Origin of the sequence: Kitasatospora sp. NPDC017646 (assembly GCF_044329365.1) — a bacterium.
Classification (GTDB): Bacteria; Actinomycetota; Actinomycetes; order Streptomycetales; family Streptomycetaceae; genus Kitasatospora.
This window is the reverse complement of sequence record NZ_JBIRJC010000008.1, coordinates 79,262-101,872: the sequence shown is the minus strand read 5'-3', so window position 1 is coordinate 101,872 and position 22,611 is coordinate 79,262. Positions and strand designations below refer to the sequence as shown.

Below are 22,611 nucleotides of genomic sequence, written 5' to 3'. Positions count from 1 at the left end.
CCCGTGCGGCGGGGTCTCAGTGTAGGAACGACTGACGTCCCAATGGAATAGCACAACGACTAGCACGAATTGACATGACCGAAACGATGCCGCCGTGCTCTTCGGTGGACCAGTACCCTCGTTGCGGCCGTCGTGAACGATCAGGAGGGGTACGCATGGAGCAGCTCAACTGGCAGAGGTCGAGCTTCAGCGAGGACAGCGCCGACTACATCGAGATCGCCTCCGAGGGCGACCTCGTCTATCTCCGCGAGTCCAACAACCCCGAGCTGGTCGTCACCACCACCCGCACCAAGCTCAACGCCTGGATCCTGGGCGCCAAGGACGGCGAGTTCGACCACTTCGTCGGCCTCTGAGCCGTCACCGCCGGTAGCGGGCGGCGAGCGCACCGACCGTCCCGGCGATGCGGTCGCGGAGTTCGGCCGGCTCCAGGACCTCGACGTCGGCGCCCAGGCGCAGGAACTCGCCGTGGGCGTGGTCCACCGATTCGATCGGCACCCGGGCCTGCGTCCAGCCGTCCTCCGCCGGTGGCACCCCGAGGCGGCGGGCACCCTCCGGGGTCAGCCGCACCAGCGCCTCACCGGTGTGCAGCCGGGTGCGGAAGTCCGCCAGGTAGCCCTGCCAGTAGTCGGCCAGGTCGAAACCGTCCGGCACCGCGAACTCCTCGCACTGGCCGCCGAGTTCGATGATCTGGTCGACCCGGTAGGTGCGCGTCCCGGACGGCCCGCCGGCGACCAGGTACCAGCGGCCCGCCTTGAGCACCAGCCCGTACGGCTCCACCCGCCGCTCGATCTCCTCCGGCGGCCGCCAGCGCCGGTACCGCAGCACCACCGCCCGTCGTGCCCAGACGGCGGCGGCGACGTCCGCCAGGTGCGGGGTCTCGTCCGCGTCGCCGTACCAGCCGGGGGCGTCGAGCAGGAAGCGCTCCTGGATCCGCCCGGCGTGCTCGCGCAGCTCGGCCGGGAGAGCGGCCCGCAGCTTGAGCTGGGCGGTGGCGAGCGCCTCGCCGAGGCCGAGTTCGGCGGCGGTGCCCGGGAGCGCGGCGAGGAAGGCGGCCTGCGCCTCGTCGGCCGTCAGCCCGGTGAGGCGGGTCCGGTAGCCGTCGACCAGCCGGTAGCCGCCCGCGTGCCCGGCCTCGCCGTACAGCGGGATCCCGGCGGCGGCGAGCGCCTCGACGTCCCGGTAGACCGTCCGGGCGGATACCTCCAGCTCCTCGGCCAGCTGCCGGGCGGTCATCCGGCCCCGGTTCTGGAGGAGGAGCAGCAGGTTGACCAGCCGGCTCGCGCGCACATCGCCCAGTATCCACTGACAGGGGTTGTCAGTGGAGCGACCCTAGCCTGCGGCGCATGAACGACTTCGACTTCTTTCACGGCTCGTGGGACGTGGCCAACCGCCGCCTGTCCGCGCCGCTCAGCGGCGGCGGCACCTGGGAGGAGTTCCCCGGCCACACGTCGGTCCGGCCGCTGTTCGGGGGCGCGGGCAACATCGAGGAGCTCGTCTTCCCCACCCTCGACCGCCGGGGCGTGACGCTGCGGCTGTTCGACCGCGCGACCGGGCAGTGGTCGATCCACTGGTCCGACAGCCGCACCGGCCGGCTGGACCCCCCGGTGACCGGCGGCTTCAGCGGCGACCGCGGCGACTTCCACGGCCGGGACGTCCACGGCGGCCGCCCGATCCTGGTCCACTTCACCTGGTACCGCCTCGGACCGGACACCGCCCGCTGGGAGCAGGAGTTCTCCGCCGACGGGGGCCGTCACTGGAAGCTCAACTGGACCATGGACTTCACCCGCACCGGCCCGGCCCTGGGCGGGCTCGCCGCATGAACCTCGTCGTCGAACTGCGCCGGTACACCTTGCACCCCGGCGCCCGGGACACCCTGATCGAGCTGTTCGAGCGGGAGTTCGTGACCGGCCAGGAGGCGGTCGGCATCCGCGTCGGCGGCCGCTTCCGCGACCTGGACGACCCGGACCGCTTCGTCTGGCTGCGCGCCTTCCCGTCGATGGCGGAGCGCCGCCGCGCGCTGGAAGCGTTCTACTACGGCCCCGTCTGGCGGGAGCACCGCGACGCGGCCAACGCGACCATGGTCGACAGCGACGACGTCCTGCTGCTGCGCGGCCCCGGCTTCGCACTCCCGGCTGACCGCCGCGAGCTGCGCGCCACCGTCTGCCACCCCTGCGAGCCGGCCGCCTTCGACACCTACGCCGCGCGGTACCTGGGCCCCGAGCACGCGCTGCACCGCACCGAACACGCCGAGAACGACTTCCCCGCCCTCCCCGTCCGCACCGGCGAGGACGTCCGCGTCTGGTTCGGTCCGGTCGAGGCGCCCCCGCCCTGGCCCGTCCAGCAGCTCCGGCTGGAGCCGGTGACGGGTTAGGGCACGCAGCGCGCAGGAAGTCGGCCCGGCCGACTTCCTGCGCGCTGTTCCGTACGCCGAAGCCGTCGAGCGGATGGGCGGCTGGGTCCGGCAGCGGCAGGAGGGGGAGATCGCGGATCGGCTGGTGCTGCTCACCCACCCTCCGGTGATCACGTACAGCGCCCGGACGCCGCCCGAGGAACTGCCGACGCACGGCCGGATACCCCTGGTCGAGGTGGACCGGGGTGGTCAGGCGACCTACCACGGGCCCGGGCAGCTGATCGGCTACCTGGTGGTCGACCTCCGTGAGCGCGGCCCCGCCGACATCGTGCGCTGGCTGGAGAACGGCTTGATCAGCGCCCTGGCGTCGCTCGGCCTGGGGGCCGTCCGGCGTGACACCCCGCCCGGGTCCCAGAGCCTGGTGGGGGTCTGGGACCCGGGGCACCGGAAGGTCGCCTCGATCGGCATGAGGATCCGCGGCGGCGTGACCAGCCACGGGTTCGCGCTGAACATCGCACCGGACCTGGCGGCGTTCTCCGCCTTCACGGCCTGTGGGCTGCCCGAGGTCGCCATGACCTCGCTCGCGGAGACGGCCACCGCCGCAGGTCGGCCCGTCCCCACCGAGGGAGCGGTGCGAGGGGCCGTGGCGGAGGCACTGGGCGCGGTCTGAGGGCGGGATCAGGACCCGACGGGCTCCGCGAGTTCGTCGGCCGGTCCGGGGGTCAGCCGGTAGAAGCCCCGGAGGCTGACGAAGCGTGGTGCCGCTCGAACTCCGGCCGTGCCCCGGCCCGCCGCCGGGGCACGGATATCCGGTGGCACGCCTCGCACCGGGAAGCCAGAATCGCCACATGCACGTCTTCCTTGAGACCGGGCGGCTCGTATTGCGCCCGTTCACCGAAGCCGACACCGATCACCTCCACGCGCTGGACGACGACCCCGAGGTCATGCGCTTCATCAACGGTGGTGAGCCGACCAGCAGGGAGACCGTGGAGACCCGGGTCCTGCCGCGCCTCCTCCACGACTACCCGTGCTTCGGCACCCGCGGCTTCTGGGCCGCCGAGGAGAAGGCCACCGGCCGGTTCCTGGGCTGGTTCGAGCTCCGCCCGCTCGCCGAGCACAGCCCCGCCGTCGTCGAGCTCGGCTACCGGCTGAACCGGGCAGCCTGGGGCAGGGGTTACGCCACCGAGGGCTCGCTGGCCCTGATCGACAAGGGCTTCACCGACCTCGGGGTGGAACGGGTCACCGCGAACACCATGGCCGTCAACACCCGCTCCCGGCGCGTGATGGAGAAGTCGGGCCTCTCGTTCCTCCGGAACTTCACCGGGGACTGGCCGGACGCGATCCCCGGGTCCGAACACGGCGAGGTCGAGTACGAGCTCACCCGGAGCGCGTGGCAGAAGCGCCGGTAGCGTTCGCCCGAGCGGCTGAACCGGCGCATCCACCGGCGCGGCCCGACGGCGGTCCCGCCGTCACGGACCAGGAGTTCCAGGACTTCGTCGACTCGGTGATCACCGCGAGGTTCCCGTACGGCATCACCGCCGAGCGAGCGCACGGCCGGTACCGGGACCGCTTCGGGCCGAAGTGCGCCCCCTCCGCGCAGGAAGTCAGCCCCGTCGACTTCCTGCGCGGGCCCGACCCGGCCCACTGGGGGGTCACCCGGCGCCCGGGGTGGGTCCGGGGTCAGCGGCAGAACACCGCCTTGATCAGGCCGTTCAGCGCCTTCGGGAACTCCTGCGCCGGGTCCGCGTCCGAATCGCCGGTGGTCAGCCCGGCGGTGAGCGTCCGGCCACCGTCCGGGGTGCTGATCATCAGCGCGCCGTAGCCGCCGGGGGCGCCGCCGTTGTGGTGGACGATGGTGATGCCCCCGTCCTCCGGGCCCAGGTCCTGGATGAACAGCCCGAGTCCGTAGCCGAGCTTGCCGTGCGGTGTCCGCATCTCGTCCAGCAGCGCGGCCGGGAGGAGCCTGCCGCCGAGCAGTGCGGCGAAGAAGACGTGCAGGTCACGGGTGGTGGAGATCATGTCCCCGGAGCCCGTCAGCAGCGAGGAGTTCTGCCGGGAGACGTCCACGACCTTCCACGCCCCACCGTCCTGGTAGCGGTAGTAGCCGTGGGCGTGCGGGCCCGGGATGTCCGGCGAGTCGCCCGGCACCACGGTGTCCCGCAGTCCGAGCGGCCGCAGGATCCGCCGCCGCATCTCCTCGGCGTACGAGCGGCCGCTGAGCGCCTCGACCAGCAGCGCGGCCAGCGTGTAGTTGGTGTTGGAGTAGCTCTGGTCGGTGCCCGGCTCGAACCGCGCCGGCTTCGCCAGTGCGAACCGCACCAGCTCGTCCGACCGGTAGCTGTGGAACCGGTTCTCCACCCAGGCCTTGCCGACCGACGGCAGCCCGGGCACGAACGTGCCCTGCTCGTCCAGCTCACCGGTGCAGTTGTAGATGCCGCTGGTGTGCTGGAGCAGCATCCGCACGGTGATCCGCTCGTCCAGGCCGAACCGGGGCAGGTGCTCGGCCACGCGGGAGTCCAGCTCGACCCTGCCGTCGGCGACCAGGTGCAGCACCAGGGCCGCGACGAAGGTCTTGGTGGTGCTGCCGATCCAGAACCGTCCGTCCGTGGACGGTTCGGCGCGCCCGCCCAGCTCGTGCACCCCGGCGCTGCCGACCCACTCGCCGCCGCCGCGCTCCTCGCACACCCGCATCTGTATGCCGGCGAAGCCGACGTCCACGACGTCCTGGATGGCCTTCTGCAGGTCGGGGCGGGCCTGCGCGACGTTCTGCCCGATGGTGCTCATGGTCGTTCCTTCTCTCGCCGGAGGTGCGGATCAGAGGCTGCGGGCGGTGATGTCGCCGTAGGCGGTGGTGGCGTGGATGGTCAGGCCGAGGGTGCCGTCGGCGTTCTTCAGGGCGTTGTGGATCCGGCCGTGGCCGGTGCCGGCGTCGAGGGCGGCGCAGACCCCGCGGGCGGCGCCGACCGCGATCTGCCCGTACTCGGTGCGCAGGGTGACGACGCCGCCGACGGCCTCGGAGACCCGGAGGTCGCCCTTCCGGGTGCGGATCTCAGCGGAGCCGCCGAGTCGGCCGACCGCGATGTCCCCGGCCTGGAGGGCGAGGTGGGCGCCGGCGGTCTCGTCGAGCTTGACGGTGCCCTGCGCGGCCCGGAGGGTGACCTCGCCGAGGCGTCCGACTCCCCGGAACTCGCCGAGCGCGGCCTTGGCGTCGACCCGGGAGCCGGCGGGCAGTTGGACGGTCACCTCGACGCTGCCGGAGTTGCCGAGGACCCGGTTCTCCGCCTCCGGGGCGTGGATCCGCAGCATGCCGTCGGCGTACCCGACCTCGATCCGCTCGGCGGCCTTCACGTCGCGACTCTTGCCCGCGTCGGCGGGCCGGACCTCGACCACGGTGTCGGTCCGGTCCGCGGCGATGAACCGGATGCGGCCGGCGGGGATGTCCAGGACGGCCGAGACCGGGGCGGGGGTGGCGAACTTCTGCATCGTGCGCTCCTTCTCTTCCACGGCGTCGGCCCCTTCGGCCCGCCGCTTTCTGATGAGAGAAACGCTACGTTGCGTTCAGTATTCTGACAAGGCTACTGCGGAGCCAAAACAGCGATACAGCAGGTCAAAGGCATATATTCATTGCAACGATTCTGCCAGGAATGCAACGACTCCCCGCCCGCCCATTGCAATGGACTGAGGGTGAACGCTATCGCGGGGCCGCTGCGGCCTGACCGGGAGTCAGTCGCCGGTCCGGATGCCGGTGCCGCGGGGTGCGGTGCTGCTCCCGAGTCAGCCGCGGGCGCGGCGCAGGAAGCCGTCGGCGAGGTCGACGGCCTCCCGGACCGGCACGAGCAGGCAGTCCGCCGCTCCGATCCGCGCGCTCGACACCCCGGTCGCCGCGCTCAGCACCCGCTCCCCCAGCTCGGCGAAGTGCAGGTCGTCCAGGTCGGGCGCCTGGAAGGTGGTCCAGCCCTCCGGGGCGACGCACCGGTACTCGCGCAGCCGGACGCCCGGCTGGCGCAGGTCGGCGAGGTGGAAGGCGGTGAGGCGGGCCATCCCGACGCCGAGCATCAGCACCCGGGCGTCCAGCTCGTAGAGCCGCCCGAGCGGGGACTCCGGGCCCAGGTGGGAGGTGAGTGGATGGCTGGCGGTGATCTCCTCGGCCCGGGGGCCGAGGGCCGCCCAGGAGGTCTGCGGATGGCCGCTGCGCAGGGCGCCGGGCCGGGTGCGGACGGCTTCCGAGAGCGCCCCCATGGTCGGGGACGCCGGGGTGGCCGCCGGGTCGAAGCGCGGCATCCGCGCCCGGTGGGCCTCGGCCTCCGCCGGGGAGAGGCCGGCCACGGCCTCCTGGTGGATCCGCGAGGTCGAGGAGTTCTCGGGCGTGGCGGTGTACGCCACCAACGTCCCGTCCGGCCCCAGGACTTCACACAGGGCATCCACCACGCCCGCCGCCCCGCCCTCGACCGGTCCGAGCGCCCGCAGCGAGGCCTGGACGTGCAGCACCATCCCCGGCCGGACGCCCAGCCGGTCGAACCGTTCGACGAGCGCGGCCGTAGTGATCACCGGCAGTCCTCCCGATTCCCCATCAGGCCTCGACCGACCGCAGCCGACCGTGCTCGTCGCGCTCCCGCCGCACCCGCTCGGCCTCCCGCTCCGCCGCCTCCGGCAACGGGACCGCGAGCCACGGCTCGACGCTCCCCCGCATCCCCTCCGCGAACCGCACTCCGAGCCCGGTCAGCGCCCCCGATTCGGCCAGCCGCTCGACCGCCTCCGCCGTGTACCGCCGCCAGAGCGCGAACTGCGCCCGCGCCCGCGCGGCCGCCTCCCCCGCCAGACCGTCGTACGCGGCCGTCCGGGTGCCCCAGTACTCGGTCACCGCCAGGTGCGCGTACGTGCCCTGCAACAGCCCCTCCAGTGGGCGCGGATCGGGCCGCCAGGGGGCGAAGTACAGCCGGTCGTCCGCCCGGTCGTGGAGGTCGAAGAGGTCGAGCACCGCCCCCAGCTTCACGTGCTGGAACTCGTGCGCGAGCAGCAGCGCCAGGGTCGGCGCCGTCGCGGGCCGCGCGATGCCGACCACCCCGTACGCCTGCCGCGCCGCCGAGCTGACGTCCCGGCCCACCGGGCCCGACCGCAGTGGGGTCACAGTCCCCAGCCCGGCCCGGATGCCCTCCGCGTAGGCGGGCAGGTCACGCCCGAGCAGCTCCCAGGCCTCCCGCAACGCCCCCGTCCAGCCGAGCAGTTCGGTTTCCGACAGCCGCTCGGCCACCGGGTGGTCGTGGCTGTCCCGCAGCGGGTCGAGGTCCTCCAGCGCGACCGTCCAGCCCCCCGCCAGCCGGACCCGCCGCAGCGGCTGGTCCAGCGCCGTGCGCACCGACCCGTCGGCGGCCCGCACCTCGAAGCCGTCCGCCCGCCCGGTGACCACCGCCTCTCCGTCCGGCACCGCGACCCGCCCCAGCGTCGGCAGGTGCAGCCACCCGCCCCTCACCGGCACGGCGACCGCGTCGCCCCGCCCCGCTCGCACCGCCGCCGCCGCGGCCAGCGCGGCCAGCGGCCCGAGCCCGGCCGCGAGGTCCCCGGCCAGCCGCCGCGCGGCCCAGGTCCGGGCGTACGGGTGCGCCAGCACCGTGTCCACGGCCGTCGGCACCGCGCCGTCGAGCTCCGACAGCAGCGCCCAGGCCTGCGCCCGGCCCTGGCCGGAGGCGTCCCAGGCGGCGGCCAGCATGGCTCGGGTGAGCGCGAGTTGGGAGCGCCCGAGGGCGGCGACGGTGTCGGCGCTCCCGTACCCCCGGGCCAGTTCGTCGAGTTGGGCGGGAGCGAGCGCGGCCGGCAGCAGCGGCTCTGCGCCCTGAGCCGGAACAGCGGCCGGTACGGCAGTCGGTACAGCGGCCGGCGCAGCGGACGAACCGCCGTCCCCCGCAATGCCATTGATGAGCGTCATGAGGTCACCGCAGTAGACGGAGGGATTGTCGAAGCCAGTGTCCGCCCGGTAGCGGTGGGCGTACAACCCGCCCCCGCAGGAGCGCACCACCGGACAGGCCCGGCAGGCCGCGCTCAGCCCGGCCAGACCGGACTGCCGGGCGGCGATCCCGGGGTGGCGGGCGAGGTCGTCGAGGCTGTGCGCGAAAACGTTCATCCCGGTGGCGGGCGCCCCGTCGTACGCCGTCTTCAGGCTGTCCGCCTGCTCGAACGTCCCGTCCGTCTCCAGCACCGCCAGGTCCGAGGGCTCCAGCCCCATCGACTCGGTCAGACTGGACAGCCCCCGCAGCGTCCGGTGCACGGATTCGAAGGTCCGTACGGCGAACGGCCGCCCGTCCGCCTCCCACAGCCGGTGGACGGCCAGCAGCCAGTCCGCGTACGGCGCCTCCCCGCCCCCCGGGACCCGCTTCGGCGGCTCCTCCCAGGTCGCGTGCGGCAGCAGGAAGTCCACCGCCGGCGGCCGGAGCTCGGCCAGCGCCCGGTACACGGCCACCGGGTCGTTCTCGATGTCGATGGTGCACAGCAGCCCGGCGAACAGGTGCCGGTACTCCGGCTCGTTCAGCAGCCTCACCGCCCGCAGCACCTGCGGATGGCTGCTCCGCCCGTCGGCGAACCGCCGGTGCCGGTCGTTGGCGACCCGGTCGCCGTCCAGCGAGATGCCGACCTTGACGCCCAGCTCTGCGAACAACGCGCAGTAGGCGCGGCCGAGCAGCACGCCGTTGGTGTGGATGCGCAGGTCGAGGGCGCACTCGGGCGGCAGCGCCGCACGGAACGCCTCGGCGGCGCGGCGCAACCGGTCCGGGCCGGCGAGCAGGGGTTCGCCCCCGTGCAGGACGACCCGGACGGCGGACAGCCGGTGGGCGACCGCATGCTCGCCGACCCGCTCGGCGGCCTTGACCAGGATCCCGTCCGCGATGACCTTGGGGCGGGAGCGCCAGCTGCTGTCGGCGTGCTCGTAGACGTAGCAGTGGTCGCAGGCGAGGTCGCACCGGCTGTGCATCTTGACGACGAATTGCGTCAGTGGCACCGGAATTCGCGTCGTCATGGGTGTGGCGGGTTCAGCTCGGCCTGGGTCCGTTCGGGGTCCGGTCCGGCTCAGATCGAGGAGTTGAAGGCCGCTACCGGCACGCGGCCGGATTCCGTGCCGGGGAGGGCGCGCTGCAGCCGGGAGGCGAGTTCCTCCGCACCCAGGGCGGCGAGCTGGGCGAGGGACGGGCGTTCCGGCGTCTCCTGAGTGTCAGTGAGGTTGCCGGCCGGCCTGGTGCTGGTTACCGGAGTCATGTTCGTTTCCTTAGGCGCGGTTAGGACCTGCCGAGTGCGGGTAGGCCACCCGGTTGCGACCAATGTAGTGCCCGCGAGGACTGCGCGCGGCACCTTGCCTCCTCAAGTTGGTCTGCCCAGCCGGCCGACGCCTTACCACAGCGCGCGAGCGGCCCAGAATTCACCCGTTCGGCGGTCGCGCACTTCGCCATGGCGCACGCCGAAGCGCGTTGACGGAAGCAGGCGTTCGAGCCCTTCGGCCCGCCCCCCCCCGCCGCACGGACGCGAGCCTCGGGAGCAAAAGCGCTCCCGGAACCGCCGCGCGAAGGCCCGGCCGACGGATCTCCGGAAGCCGGACTAGCCGCTCAGGCACCCAACCCACGGATGGAACGCGCCATCTCAGCGATGAACTCCCGTCCGTCCGCCGTCAGTTCACCGCATTCCAGCAGGGTCCCGGCCGCCGTCAGGGTGTGCGCCCGCCAGCGGGTGAACTCCCTTTCCGCCCGCTCCGGTTCACTCACACCGGCGGCCGCCTCGGCGCACCAGAAGGACGCCACGCCCAGGTGCGCGTACGCCCCCTGGAGCAGGGCGCCGGCCGGGCGCGGATCGGGCCGCCAGGGGGCGTGGTAGACCGCTGGACCGTTGGGCCGGTGCAGCGGCACGAGGTCCAGCAGGGCGCCGAGTTGGACGTGCAGGAACTCGTGCACCAGGGCCAGCGCCAGCAGCACCGGATCGCCCGGCAGCGAGGCCGCCACCGCCCCGTAGGCCCGGCGGGCCGCGGCGCTGACCGCCTCCCCGCCCGGGGCGGCGCGCAACGGCACCACGGCCGCGACGCAGGCCGCCACCGCCTCCGCGTGCCGGGGATGGCGGCGCACCAGGATCTCCCAGGCTGTCGCCAACCGCCGCTCCCACTGGCGCAGTTCGGACGCGGGAAGCGGCCCGACCGGGGGCCGGCCGTAGTCCACCCGGCGCGGCCCGAGGTGGTCGACCACCGGCGTCCACCGCAGCCCGTCGCACTCCAGATCGAGCACCGGCCCGGCGTCGGCCCGTAGGAACTCGTCCAGCCCGTGCAGCGACACCACCGATCCGAGCGACAGTGCCCGCAGGCAGTCAGCCGCCCAGGCGTCCAGCTCCGGTCGCAGCAGCACCTCCTCCCAGCGCGCCCGGTCGGTCCGCTGGAGCGTGCACACCTCTCCGTACGCCTCCCGGAAGCCCTCGTCCTGCGGAGCCTCCCGGTGCAGCGCCAGCAGCAGCAGGGCGCGCTTGCTCAACTGTCCGGCACGCAGCAGCCGGACGGCCTCCGGGCCCCCGCGCGCGCCCGCGATCGCGCGGAAGGTCGCCCGGTCCATGACGTGCCGGGGCAGCCCGTCCGCGCCACGCCCGTCCGCCGAAGCCCCGTCCGCGCCGCGTGCGCCCGGCACCCCGGCCGCCACCGCCTCGTCCGCACCCGTCACCGGTCCGTCCTCTCCCGAAAGCCCGAAGGTCCTGTAAGCCCTGAACAGCCCCGGCCACCCGTCCGGTCCGCCCGCAGTCTCCCCACACGGCGCCTACTCAGCCGGCCCGGCCCCGTGCATGACCCGGACGGGTGAGCGGCAGCCGGCGAGGCACGCGCCGCCGGCCCACCACCGGACCTTCGCCGGAGTCCGCGAGGCCGCTACCGCCGCTGCCCAGCCCCGGCCAGCTCCACCACCCCGGCCCGCAGCCGCCCCGCGATGTGCCGGATCAGCCGGTCCATGTCCGCGCAGTACACGGACGGATGGGCGAAGCCGTCACCCGCGTAGCGGTGGGCGTAGAGCCCTCCGCCGCAGACCCGGACCAGCGGACACGCCACGCACACCGGCCCGAGCCCGGCGAGGCCGCGCTGACGGGCCCGGAACGCCGGGTGCGCGGCCGCCTCCGCGAAGCCGTGCCGCCAGACGTCCAGGCCCGTCCCGGCGGCTCCGTCGTACGCCACCTTGAGGCTGTCGGCCTGTTCGATCGTGCCGTCCGCCTCGACCACCACGAGGTCCACCGGCGCCAGCCCCACCGCCTCGCTGGCCGCCCGCCCACCGAGCAGCAGGACGGACAGCTCCTCGAACAGCCGCACACCCGTCTCCCGGTAGGGCGCGTCGTACCAGCGGTCGAAGGCGGCGATCAGCCACGCCCCGTACGGCGCGGGATCGATGCCCGAAGGCGGCGTCGACGGCATCGCGCGCCGGACGCCCGCCGGCGGCTCCCGCCAGGTGGCGTGCGGCAGGAGCAGGTCGAGTCGGGGCGGCGCGAACTCCAGCAGCGCCTCGTAGGTGGCGACCGGGTCCGCGGCCAGGTCGACGACGCACAGCAGGCCGGCGAACAGCTCCCGGTGCCGGTCCGAGCCGAGCAGCCGCACCGCCGCCGCGGTCCGCTCCCAGCTGCCCGCGCCGGAGGGCGACCGCCGGTGCCGGTCGTGGTCGGCCCGGGCGCCGTCCAGCGAGACCGCAACGCCGACCCGGTAGCGGTGCAGCACATCGAGCAGCGCGGGCTGGTCCAGCAGCCGCAGCCCGTTGGTCTGCAGGCTGAACCGCACCCGCGGTCCTGCCCCGGCCAACTCGGCCAGGAGTGCGTCCAGATGGGCCGGTCCGACGAGCAGCGGCTCGCCGCCGTGCAGCACCACGGAGATCTCGTCGAGCCCCTGCTCGGCCGCGTGCTCGGCGATCCGCCGGGCGGTGCGGCGCACGGTCGCCAGCTCCATCCGCCGGGGCCGGTCGCGCCAACTCTGGTCGGCGCCCTCGTACATGTAGCAGTAGTCGCAGGCCAGGTTGCAGCGGCTGTGGATCTTCAGCAGGAACTGCCGGAACGGCACCATGCGCGTGAACCTAGCACCGCCCGGCAAGATCGCTGACCTCCCGTCACACGTGCGGGGGCTCCACGTCCGAGTCGAGCCGCGTCCCCGCCTTCACGGCGACCGTGGTCGGGTGCTCCTCCCCCAGCGTCACCCGGGCCCGACGGATGCAGTCCGCCCGCAGGTCGGCGGCCCGCTCGCCCTCACCGACCGCCGCGAGGCTCAGTGACAGGTTGGAGTTGATGCCGATGGAGTCGTAGTGGTCCGGGCCGAGCGCCGCGGTCATCAGTGGTGCCGCCTCCAGTTCCAGGGCGAGCGCGGCCCCGATGTCGCCACCCAGCGCCAGGTCGTTCGCGTGGTTCATCATCGCGACCGGGATGTAGAGGTGGTGCGCGCCGAGGACGGTCCGGAACTGCGCCAGCGTGCGCCCGGACAGCTCCCGGGCCTCCGCGAGCCGCCCGGACAGCCGCAGGTAGACCGAGAGGTTGTTGGCTCCGGCCAGCGTGACCGGGTGGTCCTCGCCCAGGTAGTCGCGGTAGCGCGCGAGCGCCCGTTCGGCCAGCGGGATGGCCCGGTCGGTGTCGCCGAGCGCGTTGAGGTCGCTGGCGAGGTTGGTGGCGGCGGCCAGGGTGTCCGGGTGCTCGGGGCCGTTGATGTCCAGATAGCGCTGGTAGATGTCCTCGTCGATCTCCAGGGCCTCGTGGTAGCGCCCGGCCCGGCGCAGCGCCACCGCGAGGTTCTTGCGGGCGCGCAGGGTGTCGGTATGGTTGTCGCCGATGGTCTGCTGGTAGATCCGGACGGTCTCCTCCAGGAGGTCCAGCGCCTCCCGCAGCCGCCCGGTCTCGCGCAAATCGCGGGCGTAGTTGGAGGCGGAGGACAGTGCGTACAGGCTGTGGGCGCCGAGGGCTTCGCGCTGCTGGAGGTAGTTGCTGCGGTGCCGTTCCAGGGCGGCGCGGCGGTCGCCGGCCAGGTAGTCGGAGACGGCGAGGTTGTTGGTGATCATCAGGGTGCGCGGGTGGTCCGGGCCGAGGGTGCGCCTGGCCGCGTCCAGGGTCCTGCGGTCGAGCGCCCGGGCCTCGTCGTAGCGGCCGAGGAAGCGCAGGTCGGCACCGAGGCTGTTGGCGACGGCGAGGGTGTGCGAGTGCTCCGGGCCCAGGGTCGCGGTGAACCGCTCCAGGATGTCCCGGTCCATCTCGTACGCCTCCTGGAGGGCGCCCTGGGAGCGGCGGATGTTGCTCAGCTGGGTGCGCAGCATGAGTGTCTGGGCGTCGTTGTCGACGTCGAAACCGGGGCCGCCGTAGCCGTCCTCGCGCCAGTGCTCCAGGGTCCGTTCGGCCAGTTCCCGGCCGGACTCGTGCAGGCTGCGCTTCCACTGGTAGCGGACCGAGTCGATGATCCACTGCCGGACGTCCTCGTCCGAGCTGTCGAGCGCGCCGGACGGCCAGAGGTGGGGCAGGAGTTCGGCGTACTCGGCCCAGTTGGCGGGGATGTCCGGGTCGCCGGGGTTGGCGGTGGCCAGGGCCGCGTGCACGACGCCGCGCAGCTCGGCCTGCCGCTCGTCCGCGACCTGGTCCCGCAGCACGGCCTGGACCAGCCGGTGCACGGTGATGGTCTCGCTGCCCTGGTCGGTGCGGGCGAGCCCGAACCGGTTGATGGCGCGCAGGAACTCGCCGATCGCGAGCTTGTCGCGGGGCGCGCGCGGGGGCAGCCGCAGGGCGCGGGTGACGGCCCGGCTGTAGAGCAGCCGCATCGGGATGGCGTCCGGGCCGAAGAAGGCGCAGATCTCGAGGATCTGGGCGGCCGGCGCGTTCATCCGCCGCAGTTCCTCGACCGAGATGCGCCAGGTGGCGGCGGCGGAGTGGGGGTACTCGGCGGGGCGCAGCCGGGTGCGCTCCAGCATCTCGGTGAGCTCGCCGTCGAGCAGTTCGAGGTAGGTGGCGATCGGCATCGACGTCTCCTGGAGCCAGACGGCGGCCTGGCCGACGGCCAGCGGGAGGTCACCGAGGCGGTGGGCGACCTGGTCGGCGTCCTCCGGGGAGAGGCCGCCGTTGAAGCGGCGCAGCAGCCGGATGCTCTCCTCGCGCAGGAAGACGTCGACCTCGACCAGACCGGCGTGCCGGGCCCACCCCTGGTTGCGCGAGGTGATCAGCACGTGCCCGCCGGAGGAGCCGCCGGGCTGCCAGGAGGCGAGTTCCTCGGGGGTGCCGGCGTTGTCGAACACCAGCAGCCAGCGGCGGTACGGGTGGCCGCGGCGCAACGCGTCGAGGACGGCGGCGGCGGTGTGCGCGACGTCGTCGCTGGTGGGCACGCCGAGCCGGGGAGCGAGTTCGGCGAGCTTCTGCGGGATGTTGGCGGGCTCCTCGGCGGGCACCCACCAGATGACGTCGTAGGCGGACTTGAAGCGGTGCGCGTACTCGGCGGCGATCTGGGACTTCCCCGCACCGCCGAAGCCGTAGAGGACCTGGCTGAGGACGGCGGCGGGTCCGCCGGTGAAGCGGTTGCGGAGCAGTTCGAGCAGCTTGCCGCGGCCGATGAAGGCGGCGTTGCGCGAAGGGGCCTCCTGGACCTGCGGGGCGGTGCCGGGGAAGCGGGCCGGGGCGAGGAACTCGCCGCTGTCGGAGTCGAACTGGCGGTTGTTGCCGGGCGGTGGGCCGAGTTCGCCGTACAGCTGGGCCTCGGCGCCGGTCGCGGAGGAGCGGATCAGGTCGGGCACCGCCTGGCCGATGAACGGGCGGGGCACCGGCTCGTCCGAGTCCTGCAGCCGGAGGGCGACCAGTGCCGAGGTGCCGGAGGGGAGTTCACGGCCCTGGAGGAGCTGCCACACCTCGGCGGCACGGGGCAGGGCCGTGTACTCGGGCGAGAGCAGCGCGAGCAGCCGGCCCTGGCCGTCGAGCGGTCCGGCGACCTCGGGCGGCCGCTGGCCTGCGTGCGGCTCGGCGGCGTTGTGCAGGGAGGTCTGATAGCCGAAGCGGGTGAGGGTTCCGGCCGCCCACTCGGCCCACATCCGGTCCTCGGGGGCGTAGCTGACGAAGACCTGGCGGGGCACCGCCCGGGCGGAGCGCAGGTAGGCGCCGTACAGCCGGCGCCGGGCCTCGGAGCCGAGCGGGCGCAGCGAGCGGACCCGTCCGTCGGTGATCCACTCGGCCAGCCGTTCGAAGGCGTTGAGCAGGCTGCGCGCCTCCTGCGGGCGGTCGGCGACGGTGGCCGGCACCTCCTCGTAGGCGTAGAACGGCTTGTACGGCACCTCGACGTCGGCCCAGTAGGCGGCCCGGCGGTCCCCGGGCAGCCAGCGGCCGAGGTAGGGGGCGAAGGCCTCCCGGGCGAAGTCCCGTCCGGCTTCGAGGCGTTCCTGCTCGGCGTCCTCGACCCGCATCGGCACCGGCAGGACGCGGATGGCGCGCTCCTCGGCCTCGGCGATGGCCCGGGCCGCGTCGACGCCGCCGCGGATGTTCTGGGCGCTGAAGGTGAAGCAGTCGACCACGGTGTCGGGCATCAGCACGGTGCAGATGCCGGAGGTGTCGCTGACGCCGGTGCGGCTGTCGATGAGCACGTAGTCGTAGTTGCGGGCCCAGCGTTCGCGCAGCTCGCGCAGGAACTCCCCGCCGCGGATGTCCCGACCGTGGTAGAAGCTGCGCCAGTTGAAGCTGGTGACGGCGGCCGCGTAGGCGGCGTTCTGCCGGCCGGCGGGCAGGAAGTCGAGCCGGCCGCCGACGGGCAGGTCGAGGGCGAGGCCGCAGATGTAGCCGTCGAGGCGCCCGGGTTCGTCCAGCCAGGCGGCCGGGGGCAGGCCGGTCGGTCCGGCGGCGGAGGGCAGCGCCTGCTTGACGTAGGAGCGCAGCAGGTCGATCAGCCCGTCGGTGGAGTGGAGTTCGGGGTCGACCAGGAGCGGGTGGTAATAGCGGTGGAGGCCGGGCGCCTCCAGGTCCCAGTCGACCACCAGGACCCGCAGGCCCCGGCTGGCGAGGATCCAGCCGACGTTGGCGAGTGCCATGGTCCGGCCGGTGCCGCCCTTGAACGAGTAGAACGTGACGACCGAACCCGGTCCGCCGCGTCCCGGCTCCGCGCCGGGTTCAGTGCTCATCGTCCGTCTCCCCTCAGCGGGACAGAGCCGTCGTGGCTGCCCGGACGCTGGCCGGGCACGTCGTTCGGTGTCGGGTCCGGATCGGGGCGCGCGGACGGGCTCCGCGGCGGACCGGAGGGACCGGGCGGGCCGGCCGGGATGGTCAGCCCGGGCATGTCAGGGCCGCCGCCCGGGCCGAAGCCGAAGGCGTCGCCGCCATCGTCCCCCCAATCCAGGTTGTCGTCCATGAGCTTGTTCTGGGCGACCGTCACCATGATGGCGAGGTCACTGTCGAAGCTCTCCCGGCTCACTTTCACCCGGAACAACTGCTCCGGGTCACGCCGGCGCAACCAGTTGCGGCGGAACACTCCGCGCACGCCGGCCCACGGCGCTTCGCGCTCCCCCTCCGGGTCGTTGCCGCCGATCGGCACCACCACGCCGGTGACCGGGTGGTTCTGGTCGTCGTACTCGCTCAGGGCGGCCCGGTAGCGCTCGCTCCCGGCCGCCCACGGGTCCACCAGCAGCACGCTGACCTGGCTGTCCTCGCGGGCCTGGTCGAGCTTCTCGCCGAGCCCGTCGCCTATCTCCTCCAGCGTGGTGGTGTGCCCCGCGTTGGTGATCACCTGCTGGGCACGCGAGGCCAGCGACGGCTGGGCGGGCGGGAAGAACGGCGCCCAGTGCCAGGGCTTGGCCCCGTACCAGCCGCCCGCGTACGAGCCGCCTTCGGCGGCGGCCTCCGAGGCCCGGCCGGCCGCGATGAACAACCGCACCATGCCGGGCTCGGTGGCGGGCACCGGCGCGGCCGGTCCGGGGAAGTAGCCGCGGACGGCGTCGAGGTCGAACTCGGGCAGTTCGGCGAGCCGCCGCACGGCCGCGTCCCGGATCCTCCCGGCGACCACCCGGACGACCTGCCGGTAGGCGTCCTGCTGGGCGGTGCGCAGCAGGGCGCGCAGGCCGTGCCGGGCGTAGGCGTCCCCCATGTCCGGCTGGGCCCACTGGATCTTGGTGACCTCGGTGACCAGGTCTTCGGGCGCGACCGGCTCCCAGAGCACCGGGATCAGCGCCGAGACCAGTTCCGCGGTCTCCTCGTGGTGGCGCCGGACCCTGCCGCGGAAGGCCGTCCACTCCTTGCCGCAGTACAGGCTGGAGAAGTAGGCCGGGGAGTAGAGCGCGACCATGGTCCGGCTGCGGCCGAGCATCAGCGCCAGCTTCTCGGCCCACTCGTCTCCCAGGCGCAGCCGCTCGGTGTCCCGGAAGGCGAGCTCGTCGGCTTGGACCGCCGGTCCGAGGACGCGTCCGAGTTCGTCCCTCAGGTCGTTGAAGAACTGGTCGACGAAGGCGTCCCCCGCCTCGAAGTCCCGACGCGCGTAGCTGAAGAAGAAGTACGGCCGCTGCTGTTCCCGTTCACTCACCTGTTCCCCCCGACCCCGACGGTGCCGTGACGGCGCTGGTTTCTTACCCAGCATGTCGTGAACTGCACCGGTAAGTGCGGGAGTTGGTGATTTTCCCGGGCCCCGGGGGTTTAACCGGCGGTCAGTGACCGGTCACCGGAGTTCGAGCGCCGACTGGAAGGCGGCCAGCGGCTCCGCGCCGGGGGTCAGGGCGTCCGCCACGACCCGGCGGAGCAGGTCGCCGAGGACGGTGTCGGGAAGGGCGTCGAGCTCGTCGAGTGGCAGGGCGGCGACGTCGACCAGGTCGGAGCCGAGTCCCGCGGCGGTTTCCGCACCGGTGGCGCCCATCAGTCCCTTAGTCCCTCGCTCGATCACGTCGGCACGGCGGGCCGGGGGCAGAAAAAGGATCGACCCCGGTCCGCGACGCGCACATTCTACACAATGCGGTGACGGTGCGTCAGATTCGTGCGTCCGCCGCGCCGGGTTGCGGTACGGCCGGCCGCGGCCCGCCCCGCGGTCACGGGCAGAGCCGCTCCACCCGCCAGCCCGTCGGACCGGCCGGGTCGGCGAGGTAGCGGAGGCGGTCGTGCAGGCGGTTCTCGCGGCCCTGCCAGAACTCGACGCTCTCCGGGACGACCCGGTAGCCGCCCCAGAACGGCGGGACGGGGACGCCCTCGCCCTCGGGGTAGCGGCGCTCCAGGTCGGCGTAGCGCTGTTCGAGGACCTCGCGGCCGCCGACCGGGCTGGACTGCTCGCTGGCCCAGGCACCGAGCTGGGAGCCGTGCGGGCGGGTGCGGAAGTAGGCGGCGGTCTCGTCCCGGCCGACCTTCTCGACCCGGCCCTGGACGATCACCTGGCGGGCCAGCGCGATCCACGGGAACAGCAACCCGGCGTACGGATTGGCGGCGAGCTCGGAGCCCTTGCGGGAGCCGTAGTTGGTGAAGAACACGAAGCCGCGCGCGTCGTAGCCCTTGAGCAGCACGGTGCGCGAGCTGGGCCTGCCCCGGGCGTCGGCGGTGGAGAGCACCATGGCGTTGGGCTCGACCACCCCGGCGCCGTCCGCCTCCAGGAACCAGCGCGTGAACTGGCCGATCGGCTCGGGCGCGAGCTGCTCCTCGGCCAGGCCCTCGTGGGTGTAGTGCTTGCGCATCACGGTGAGGTCCGGACCGGGACCGGCCTCGTCGGCCAGGGTCCGGGTGGCGGGGCTCAGGGGCGTCGGCTGGGCGCGTTCCGGGGTCTGCACGCCAACATCATCCCGTACGACAAGCAACCGGCACCGCTACCTCCGGACAAACCCGCGTCGGAGATATGGTGACTCGCCACCGCTTGGCCGCCCGCCGTACGGGGAATTGCCCGGAACCGGGCGTTTGGTTCCGCGGATCCCCCGGGCGCGACCGACCCTCGGCGGAGAGTCAAGCGGTCCCACGGGAAACATCACCGCGGTGGTGTATGGCGCAATGCACCCCGTGCCTGTCACTCTGGCACCGAGTGCCAACCACGATTCGGTCACTGGCGGACCGCCCCACCACGGCGGAGCGCCGATCGCAGAACTGAAGGAGCCGTCGCATGTCCGATTTCGTACCCGGGCTTGAGGGAGTCGTCGCGTTCGAGAGCGAGATCGCCGAACCCGACCGCGAGGGCGGCGCCCTGCGGTACCGCGGTGTCGACATCGACGACCTGGTCGGCCACGTCTCCTTCGGCCACGTCTGGGGCCTGCTCGTGGACGGCAAGTTCAACCCCGGCCTGCCGGCCGCCGAGCCCTTCCCGATCCCGGTGCACTCCGGCGACATCCGGGTCGACGTCCAGTCCGCGCTCGCCATGCTCGCCCCGGTCTGGGGCCTCAAGCCGCTGCTCGACATCTCCGCCGAGCAGGCCCGCGACGACCTCGCCCGGGCCGCCGTGATGGCACTGTCCTACGTCGCCCAGTCCGCCCGCGGCCAGGGCCTGCCGATGGTCCCGCAGAGCGAGATCGACAAGGCCGAGACGGTCGTCGAGCGCTTCATGATCCGCTGGCGCGGCGAGCCGGACCCGAAGCACGTCAAGGCCGTCGACGCCTACTGGACCTCGGCCGCCGAGCACGGCATGAACGCCTCCACCTTCACCGCCCGGGTCATCGCCTCCACCGGCGCCGACGTCGCGGCCGCGCTCTCCGGCGCGGTCGGCGCGATGTCCGGTCCGCTGCACGGCGGCGCCCCCTCCCGCGTGCTCGGCATGATCGAGGAGATCGAGCGCACCGGCGACGCCGACAAGTGGGTCAAGAACGCGCTGGACAAGGGCGAGCGCCTGATGGGCTTCGGCCACCGCGTCTACCGCGCCGAGGACCCGCGCGCCCGCGTGCTGCGCCGCACCGCCAAGGAGCTCGGCGCGCCGCGCTTCGAGGTCGCCGAGGCGCTGGAGAAGGCCGCGCTGGAGGAGCTGCACGCCCGCCGCCCCGACCGGGTGCTCGCCACCAACGTCGAGTTCTGGGCCGCGATCATGCTGGACTTCGCCGAGGTCCCGGCGCACATGTTCACCTCGATGTTCACCTGCGCGCGCACAGCGGGCTGGTCGGCGCACATCCTGGAGCAGAAGCGCACCGGTCGCCTCGTGCGCCCCTCCGCGCGCTACATCGGCCCCGGCCCGCGCCGCCCCGAGCAGATCGAGGGCTGGGACGCCATCGCGCACTGAGCGCACCGGACGCACCGCGCGTCCGCCCGCGAAAAGCGCCCCTGACCAGCGGGTCCGGCTCCGGCCGGGCCCGCTGTTCGCACACCGCCGAGCTGCCGAGATCACAATCTCAGCGGGCGGACGACCGTATCCGGCGGGGGCCACGGCCGGTAGGCTGCGCGCGTGGCTCAGATCCAGATCCCCGCTGACATCAAGCCCGCAGACGGCCGTTTCGGCTGCGGACCGTCCAAGGTGCGCCCCGAGGCCCTGAGTGCCCTCGCCGCCACCCAGACCTCGCTGCTCGGCACCTCGCACCGCCAGGCCCCGGTGAAGAACCTGGTCAAGCGCGTACGCGAGGGCGTGAGCAGCCTCTTCTCGCTGCCGGAGGGCTACGAAGTCGTCCTCGGCAACGGCGGCTCCACCGCCTTCTGGGACATCGCCGCCTTCGGCCTGGTGCGGGAGAAGTCCCAGCACCTGGACTTCGGCGAGTTCTCCTCGAAGTTCGCCTCCTCGGTCAAGGCCGCCCCGTGGCTGGCCGAGCCGACGGTGATCAAGACCGCCCCGGGCACCCACCCGCTGCCGGTCGCCGAGGCGGGGGTGGACGTCTACGGCCTCACCCACAACGAGACCTCGACCGGCGTCGCGATGCCGATCCGGCGCCCGGCCGGCGCCGACGAGGGCTCGCTGGTGCTGGTGGACGCCACCTCGGGCGCCGGCGGCCTGCCGGTCGACATCACCGAGACCGACGTCTACTACTTCGCGCCGCAGAAGTCCTTCGCCTCCGAGGGCGGCCTGTGGCTGGCCGCCTTCTCCCCGGCCGCCCTGGAGCGCGCCGCCGAGATCGCCGGCTCCGGCCGGTACATCCCGCCGTTCTTCTCGCTGCCGACGGCCATCGACAACTCGTCGAAGGACCAGACGTACAACACCCCGTCGATCGCCACCCTGTTCCTGCTGGCCGACCAGCTGGAGTGGCTGAACGGCAACGGCGGGCTGGACTGGGCCGTCGCCCGTACGGCCGACTCCTCCTCCCGGCTGTACGGCTGGGCCGAGAAGTCCTCCTACGCCAACCCGTTCGTGGCGAACCCGGCCGAGCGCTCCCAGGTGGTCGGCACCATCGACTTCGACGAGTCGGTGGACGCCGCCGCGGTCGCCAAGGCACTGCGTGCCAACGGCATCGTGGACACCGAGCCGTACCGCAAGCTGGGCCGCAACCAGCTGCGCATCGCGATGTTCCCGGCGATCGACCCGGCGGACGTCGAGGCGCTCACCCACTGCATCGACCACGTGGTCGAGCGGCTCTGACAGCGGCTTCCGAGCACAGCTGAGGGCCACCGCCTGCGGGCGGTGGCCCTTGCGTCCGTCCGGCCTACCGGTTGACCAGTGAGCTGATCAGCACGACGACCAGCAGCAGCACCAGGGTGCCGGAGACGATGCGCATACGAGTCTTGGGATCCACGGTCAACGAGCGTACCTCCGGCTCACACCCGCGCGAATCGGAGCCCCTCGGCTCGCGCCACGGCGACCGGACCGGGCCCCTAGATCCAGTCGGCCAGCGCCCAGGAGCGCAGCGACTCGTAGTGGGCGAAGCCCCCGTCCAGGTCGCTCTTCATCAGGTGCAGCTCGGCGGCCTCCCACTCCGGCCCCCGGTAGTCCGCCAGCGCCGCCGCCAGCGCCTCCAGCTCGGCCGCCGCGACCCGCTGGACGGCCCGCCGGTGGCCGCGCGAGGAGCCGGCCCGGGCCAGCGTGAGATGCGGGTGGAAGGCGAAGGCGTCGGTCTCCCCGGTCAGCTCGGTGGTGGCCCCGGTGACGGCCTCGGCGAGCCGGCGCAGCGCCCAGGTCTGCCCCTCTACCCCGGCCCAGAGCACCCGGTCGCCGAACCGGCCGGCGCCCGCGATCCGCAGCCGGTGCACCGGGTGCACCTCGGCGACGGCCGCCAGGCCGGTTTCCAGCTCCGGCAGCCGCTCGGGCTGCACCTGGCCGAGGAAGGCCAGGGTGAGGTGCCAGCCCTCGGCGGTGGTCCAGCGCAGCCGGTCCGCCCCGGGCAGCCCGCGCACCGGCGCGACCGCGTCCGAGAGCCCCTGCAACGCCGCGTCCGGCGGGAGCACCGCCACGAACAGCCTCATGGTCCCATCTTCCCGCGATC

The 22,611-nt window shown here is 73.4% G+C and carries 20 protein-coding genes and 1 pseudogene; 8 read left to right on the top strand and 13 right to left on the bottom strand.

Annotated elements, in window-relative coordinates:
• Positions 1-155: 155 nt before the first annotated feature.
• Positions 156-353 carry a DUF397 domain-containing protein gene (locus ACH4J0_RS15325; protein ID WP_396240150.1) on the top strand — a complete coding sequence of 66 codons (198 nt, stop codon included), beginning with the start codon at positions 156-158 and terminating at the stop codon, positions 351-353.
• A 4-nt stretch (positions 354-357) separates the two neighbouring features.
• Here the strand turns inward: ACH4J0_RS15325 and ACH4J0_RS15320 are convergent, their stop codons facing one another.
• Positions 358-1,287, bottom strand: coding sequence for a helix-turn-helix transcriptional regulator (locus tag ACH4J0_RS15320; RefSeq protein ID WP_396240148.1), 930 nt, complete (start codon positions 1,285-1,287; stop codon positions 358-360).
• A 56-nt stretch (positions 1,288-1,343) separates the two neighbouring features.
• Here ACH4J0_RS15320 and ACH4J0_RS15315 point away from each other — a divergent pair, with 56 nt between their 5' ends.
• From ACH4J0_RS15315 to ACH4J0_RS15295, 5 genes and pseudogenes are all read left to right on the top strand, one after another.
• On the top strand, positions 1,344-1,820 hold the full coding sequence (locus ACH4J0_RS15315; RefSeq protein WP_396240146.1) for a hypothetical protein: 477 nt from the start codon (positions 1,344-1,346) through the stop codon (positions 1,818-1,820).
• Positions 1,817-2,371, top strand: a complete 555-nt coding sequence (locus ACH4J0_RS15310; RefSeq protein WP_396240144.1) for an NIPSNAP family protein — start codon at positions 1,817-1,819, stop codon at positions 2,369-2,371. Before ACH4J0_RS15315 ends, ACH4J0_RS15310 begins: the two co-directional genes overlap by 4 nt.
• Before the next feature lie 73 nt (positions 2,372-2,444).
• Positions 2,445-3,020: a lipoyl(octanoyl) transferase LipB gene (gene lipB, locus ACH4J0_RS15305; RefSeq protein WP_396240142.1), complete on the top strand. Its 576-nt coding sequence runs from the start codon at positions 2,445-2,447 to the stop codon at positions 3,018-3,020.
• Between the two features lie 178 nt (positions 3,021-3,198).
• Positions 3,199-3,759, top strand: a complete 561-nt coding sequence (locus ACH4J0_RS15300) for a GNAT family N-acetyltransferase (RefSeq protein ID WP_396240140.1) — start codon at positions 3,199-3,201, stop codon at positions 3,757-3,759.
• A pseudogene (locus ACH4J0_RS15295) lies at positions 3,741-3,908 on the top strand (DUF3574 domain-containing protein); the annotation flags it as partial. The gene ACH4J0_RS15300 and the pseudogene ACH4J0_RS15295, both read left to right, overlap by 19 nt.
• Positions 3,909-4,030: 122 nt before the next feature.
• Here ACH4J0_RS15295 and ACH4J0_RS15290 read toward each other — a convergent pair.
• From ACH4J0_RS15290 to pdxH, 11 genes are all read right to left on the bottom strand, one after another.
• Positions 4,031-5,134 carry a serine hydrolase domain-containing protein gene (locus ACH4J0_RS15290; RefSeq protein ID WP_396240138.1) on the bottom strand — a complete coding sequence of 368 codons (1,104 nt, stop codon included), beginning with the start codon at positions 5,132-5,134 and terminating at the stop codon, positions 4,031-4,033.
• A 30-nt stretch (positions 5,135-5,164) separates the two neighbouring features.
• Complete coding sequence (locus ACH4J0_RS15285) at positions 5,165-5,833, bottom strand: DUF4097 family beta strand repeat-containing protein (RefSeq protein WP_396240447.1); 669 nt, start codon at positions 5,831-5,833, stop codon at positions 5,165-5,167.
• 291 nt (positions 5,834-6,124) lie between these two features.
• Positions 6,125-6,898, bottom strand: a complete 774-nt coding sequence (locus ACH4J0_RS15280; RefSeq protein ID WP_396240136.1) for an aminoglycoside N(3)-acetyltransferase — start codon at positions 6,896-6,898, stop codon at positions 6,125-6,127.
• Between the two features lie 22 nt (positions 6,899-6,920).
• Positions 6,921-9,356 (bottom strand): FxsB family cyclophane-forming radical SAM/SPASM peptide maturase, encoded by a 2,436-nt coding sequence (locus ACH4J0_RS15275; RefSeq protein ID WP_396240134.1) that lies wholly within the window; start codon positions 9,354-9,356, stop codon positions 6,921-6,923.
• Positions 9,357-9,406: 50 nt separating this feature from the next.
• Entirely contained in the window at positions 9,407-9,592 is a 186-nt protein-coding gene (fxsA, locus tag ACH4J0_RS15270) for an FxSxx-COOH cyclophane-containing RiPP peptide (RefSeq protein WP_396240131.1), read from the bottom strand.
• 344 nt (positions 9,593-9,936) lie between these two features.
• On the bottom strand, positions 9,937-11,025 hold the full coding sequence (locus ACH4J0_RS15265; RefSeq protein ID WP_396240129.1) for an aKG-HExxH-type peptide beta-hydroxylase: 1,089 nt from the start codon (positions 11,023-11,025) through the stop codon (positions 9,937-9,939).
• Positions 11,026-11,225: 200 nt separating this feature from the next.
• Positions 11,226-12,395, bottom strand: a complete 1,170-nt coding sequence (locus tag ACH4J0_RS15260) for an FxsB family cyclophane-forming radical SAM/SPASM peptide maturase (RefSeq protein WP_396240127.1) — start codon at positions 12,393-12,395, stop codon at positions 11,226-11,228.
• Between the two features lie 43 nt (positions 12,396-12,438).
• On the bottom strand, positions 12,439-16,452 hold the full coding sequence (fxsT, locus tag ACH4J0_RS15255; RefSeq protein WP_396240125.1) for an FxSxx-COOH system tetratricopeptide repeat protein: 4,014 nt from the start codon (positions 16,450-16,452) through the stop codon (positions 12,439-12,441).
• Positions 16,449-17,843: a TIR-like protein FxsC gene (locus tag ACH4J0_RS15250; RefSeq protein WP_396240123.1), complete on the bottom strand. Its 1,395-nt coding sequence runs from the start codon at positions 17,841-17,843 to the stop codon at positions 16,449-16,451. The genes fxsT and ACH4J0_RS15250 overlap by 4 nt, the downstream gene beginning before the upstream one ends.
• A 132-nt stretch (positions 17,844-17,975) precedes the next feature.
• On the bottom strand, positions 17,976-18,170 hold the full coding sequence (gene fxsA, locus ACH4J0_RS15245; protein WP_396240121.1) for an FxSxx-COOH cyclophane-containing RiPP peptide: 195 nt from the start codon (positions 18,168-18,170) through the stop codon (positions 17,976-17,978).
• Positions 18,171-18,339: 169 nt separating this feature from the next.
• Entirely contained in the window at positions 18,340-18,972 is a 633-nt protein-coding gene (gene pdxH, locus ACH4J0_RS15240; RefSeq protein ID WP_396240445.1) for a pyridoxamine 5'-phosphate oxidase, read from the bottom strand.
• Between the two features lie 416 nt (positions 18,973-19,388).
• Here pdxH and ACH4J0_RS15235 point away from each other — a divergent pair, with 416 nt between their 5' ends.
• Positions 19,389-20,489 (top strand): citrate synthase 2, encoded by a 1,101-nt coding sequence (locus tag ACH4J0_RS15235; protein ID WP_396240118.1) that lies wholly within the window; start codon positions 19,389-19,391, stop codon positions 20,487-20,489.
• A gap of 162 nt (positions 20,490-20,651) precedes the next feature.
• Entirely contained in the window at positions 20,652-21,770 is a 1,119-nt protein-coding gene (gene serC, locus ACH4J0_RS15230; protein WP_396240116.1) for a phosphoserine transaminase, read from the top strand.
• Between the two features lie 233 nt (positions 21,771-22,003).
• Here serC and thpR read toward each other — a convergent pair whose 3' ends face one another.
• Entirely contained in the window at positions 22,004-22,591 is a 588-nt protein-coding gene (gene thpR / locus ACH4J0_RS15225; RefSeq protein ID WP_396240114.1) for an RNA 2',3'-cyclic phosphodiesterase, read from the bottom strand.
• Positions 22,592-22,611 lie beyond the last annotated feature (20 nt).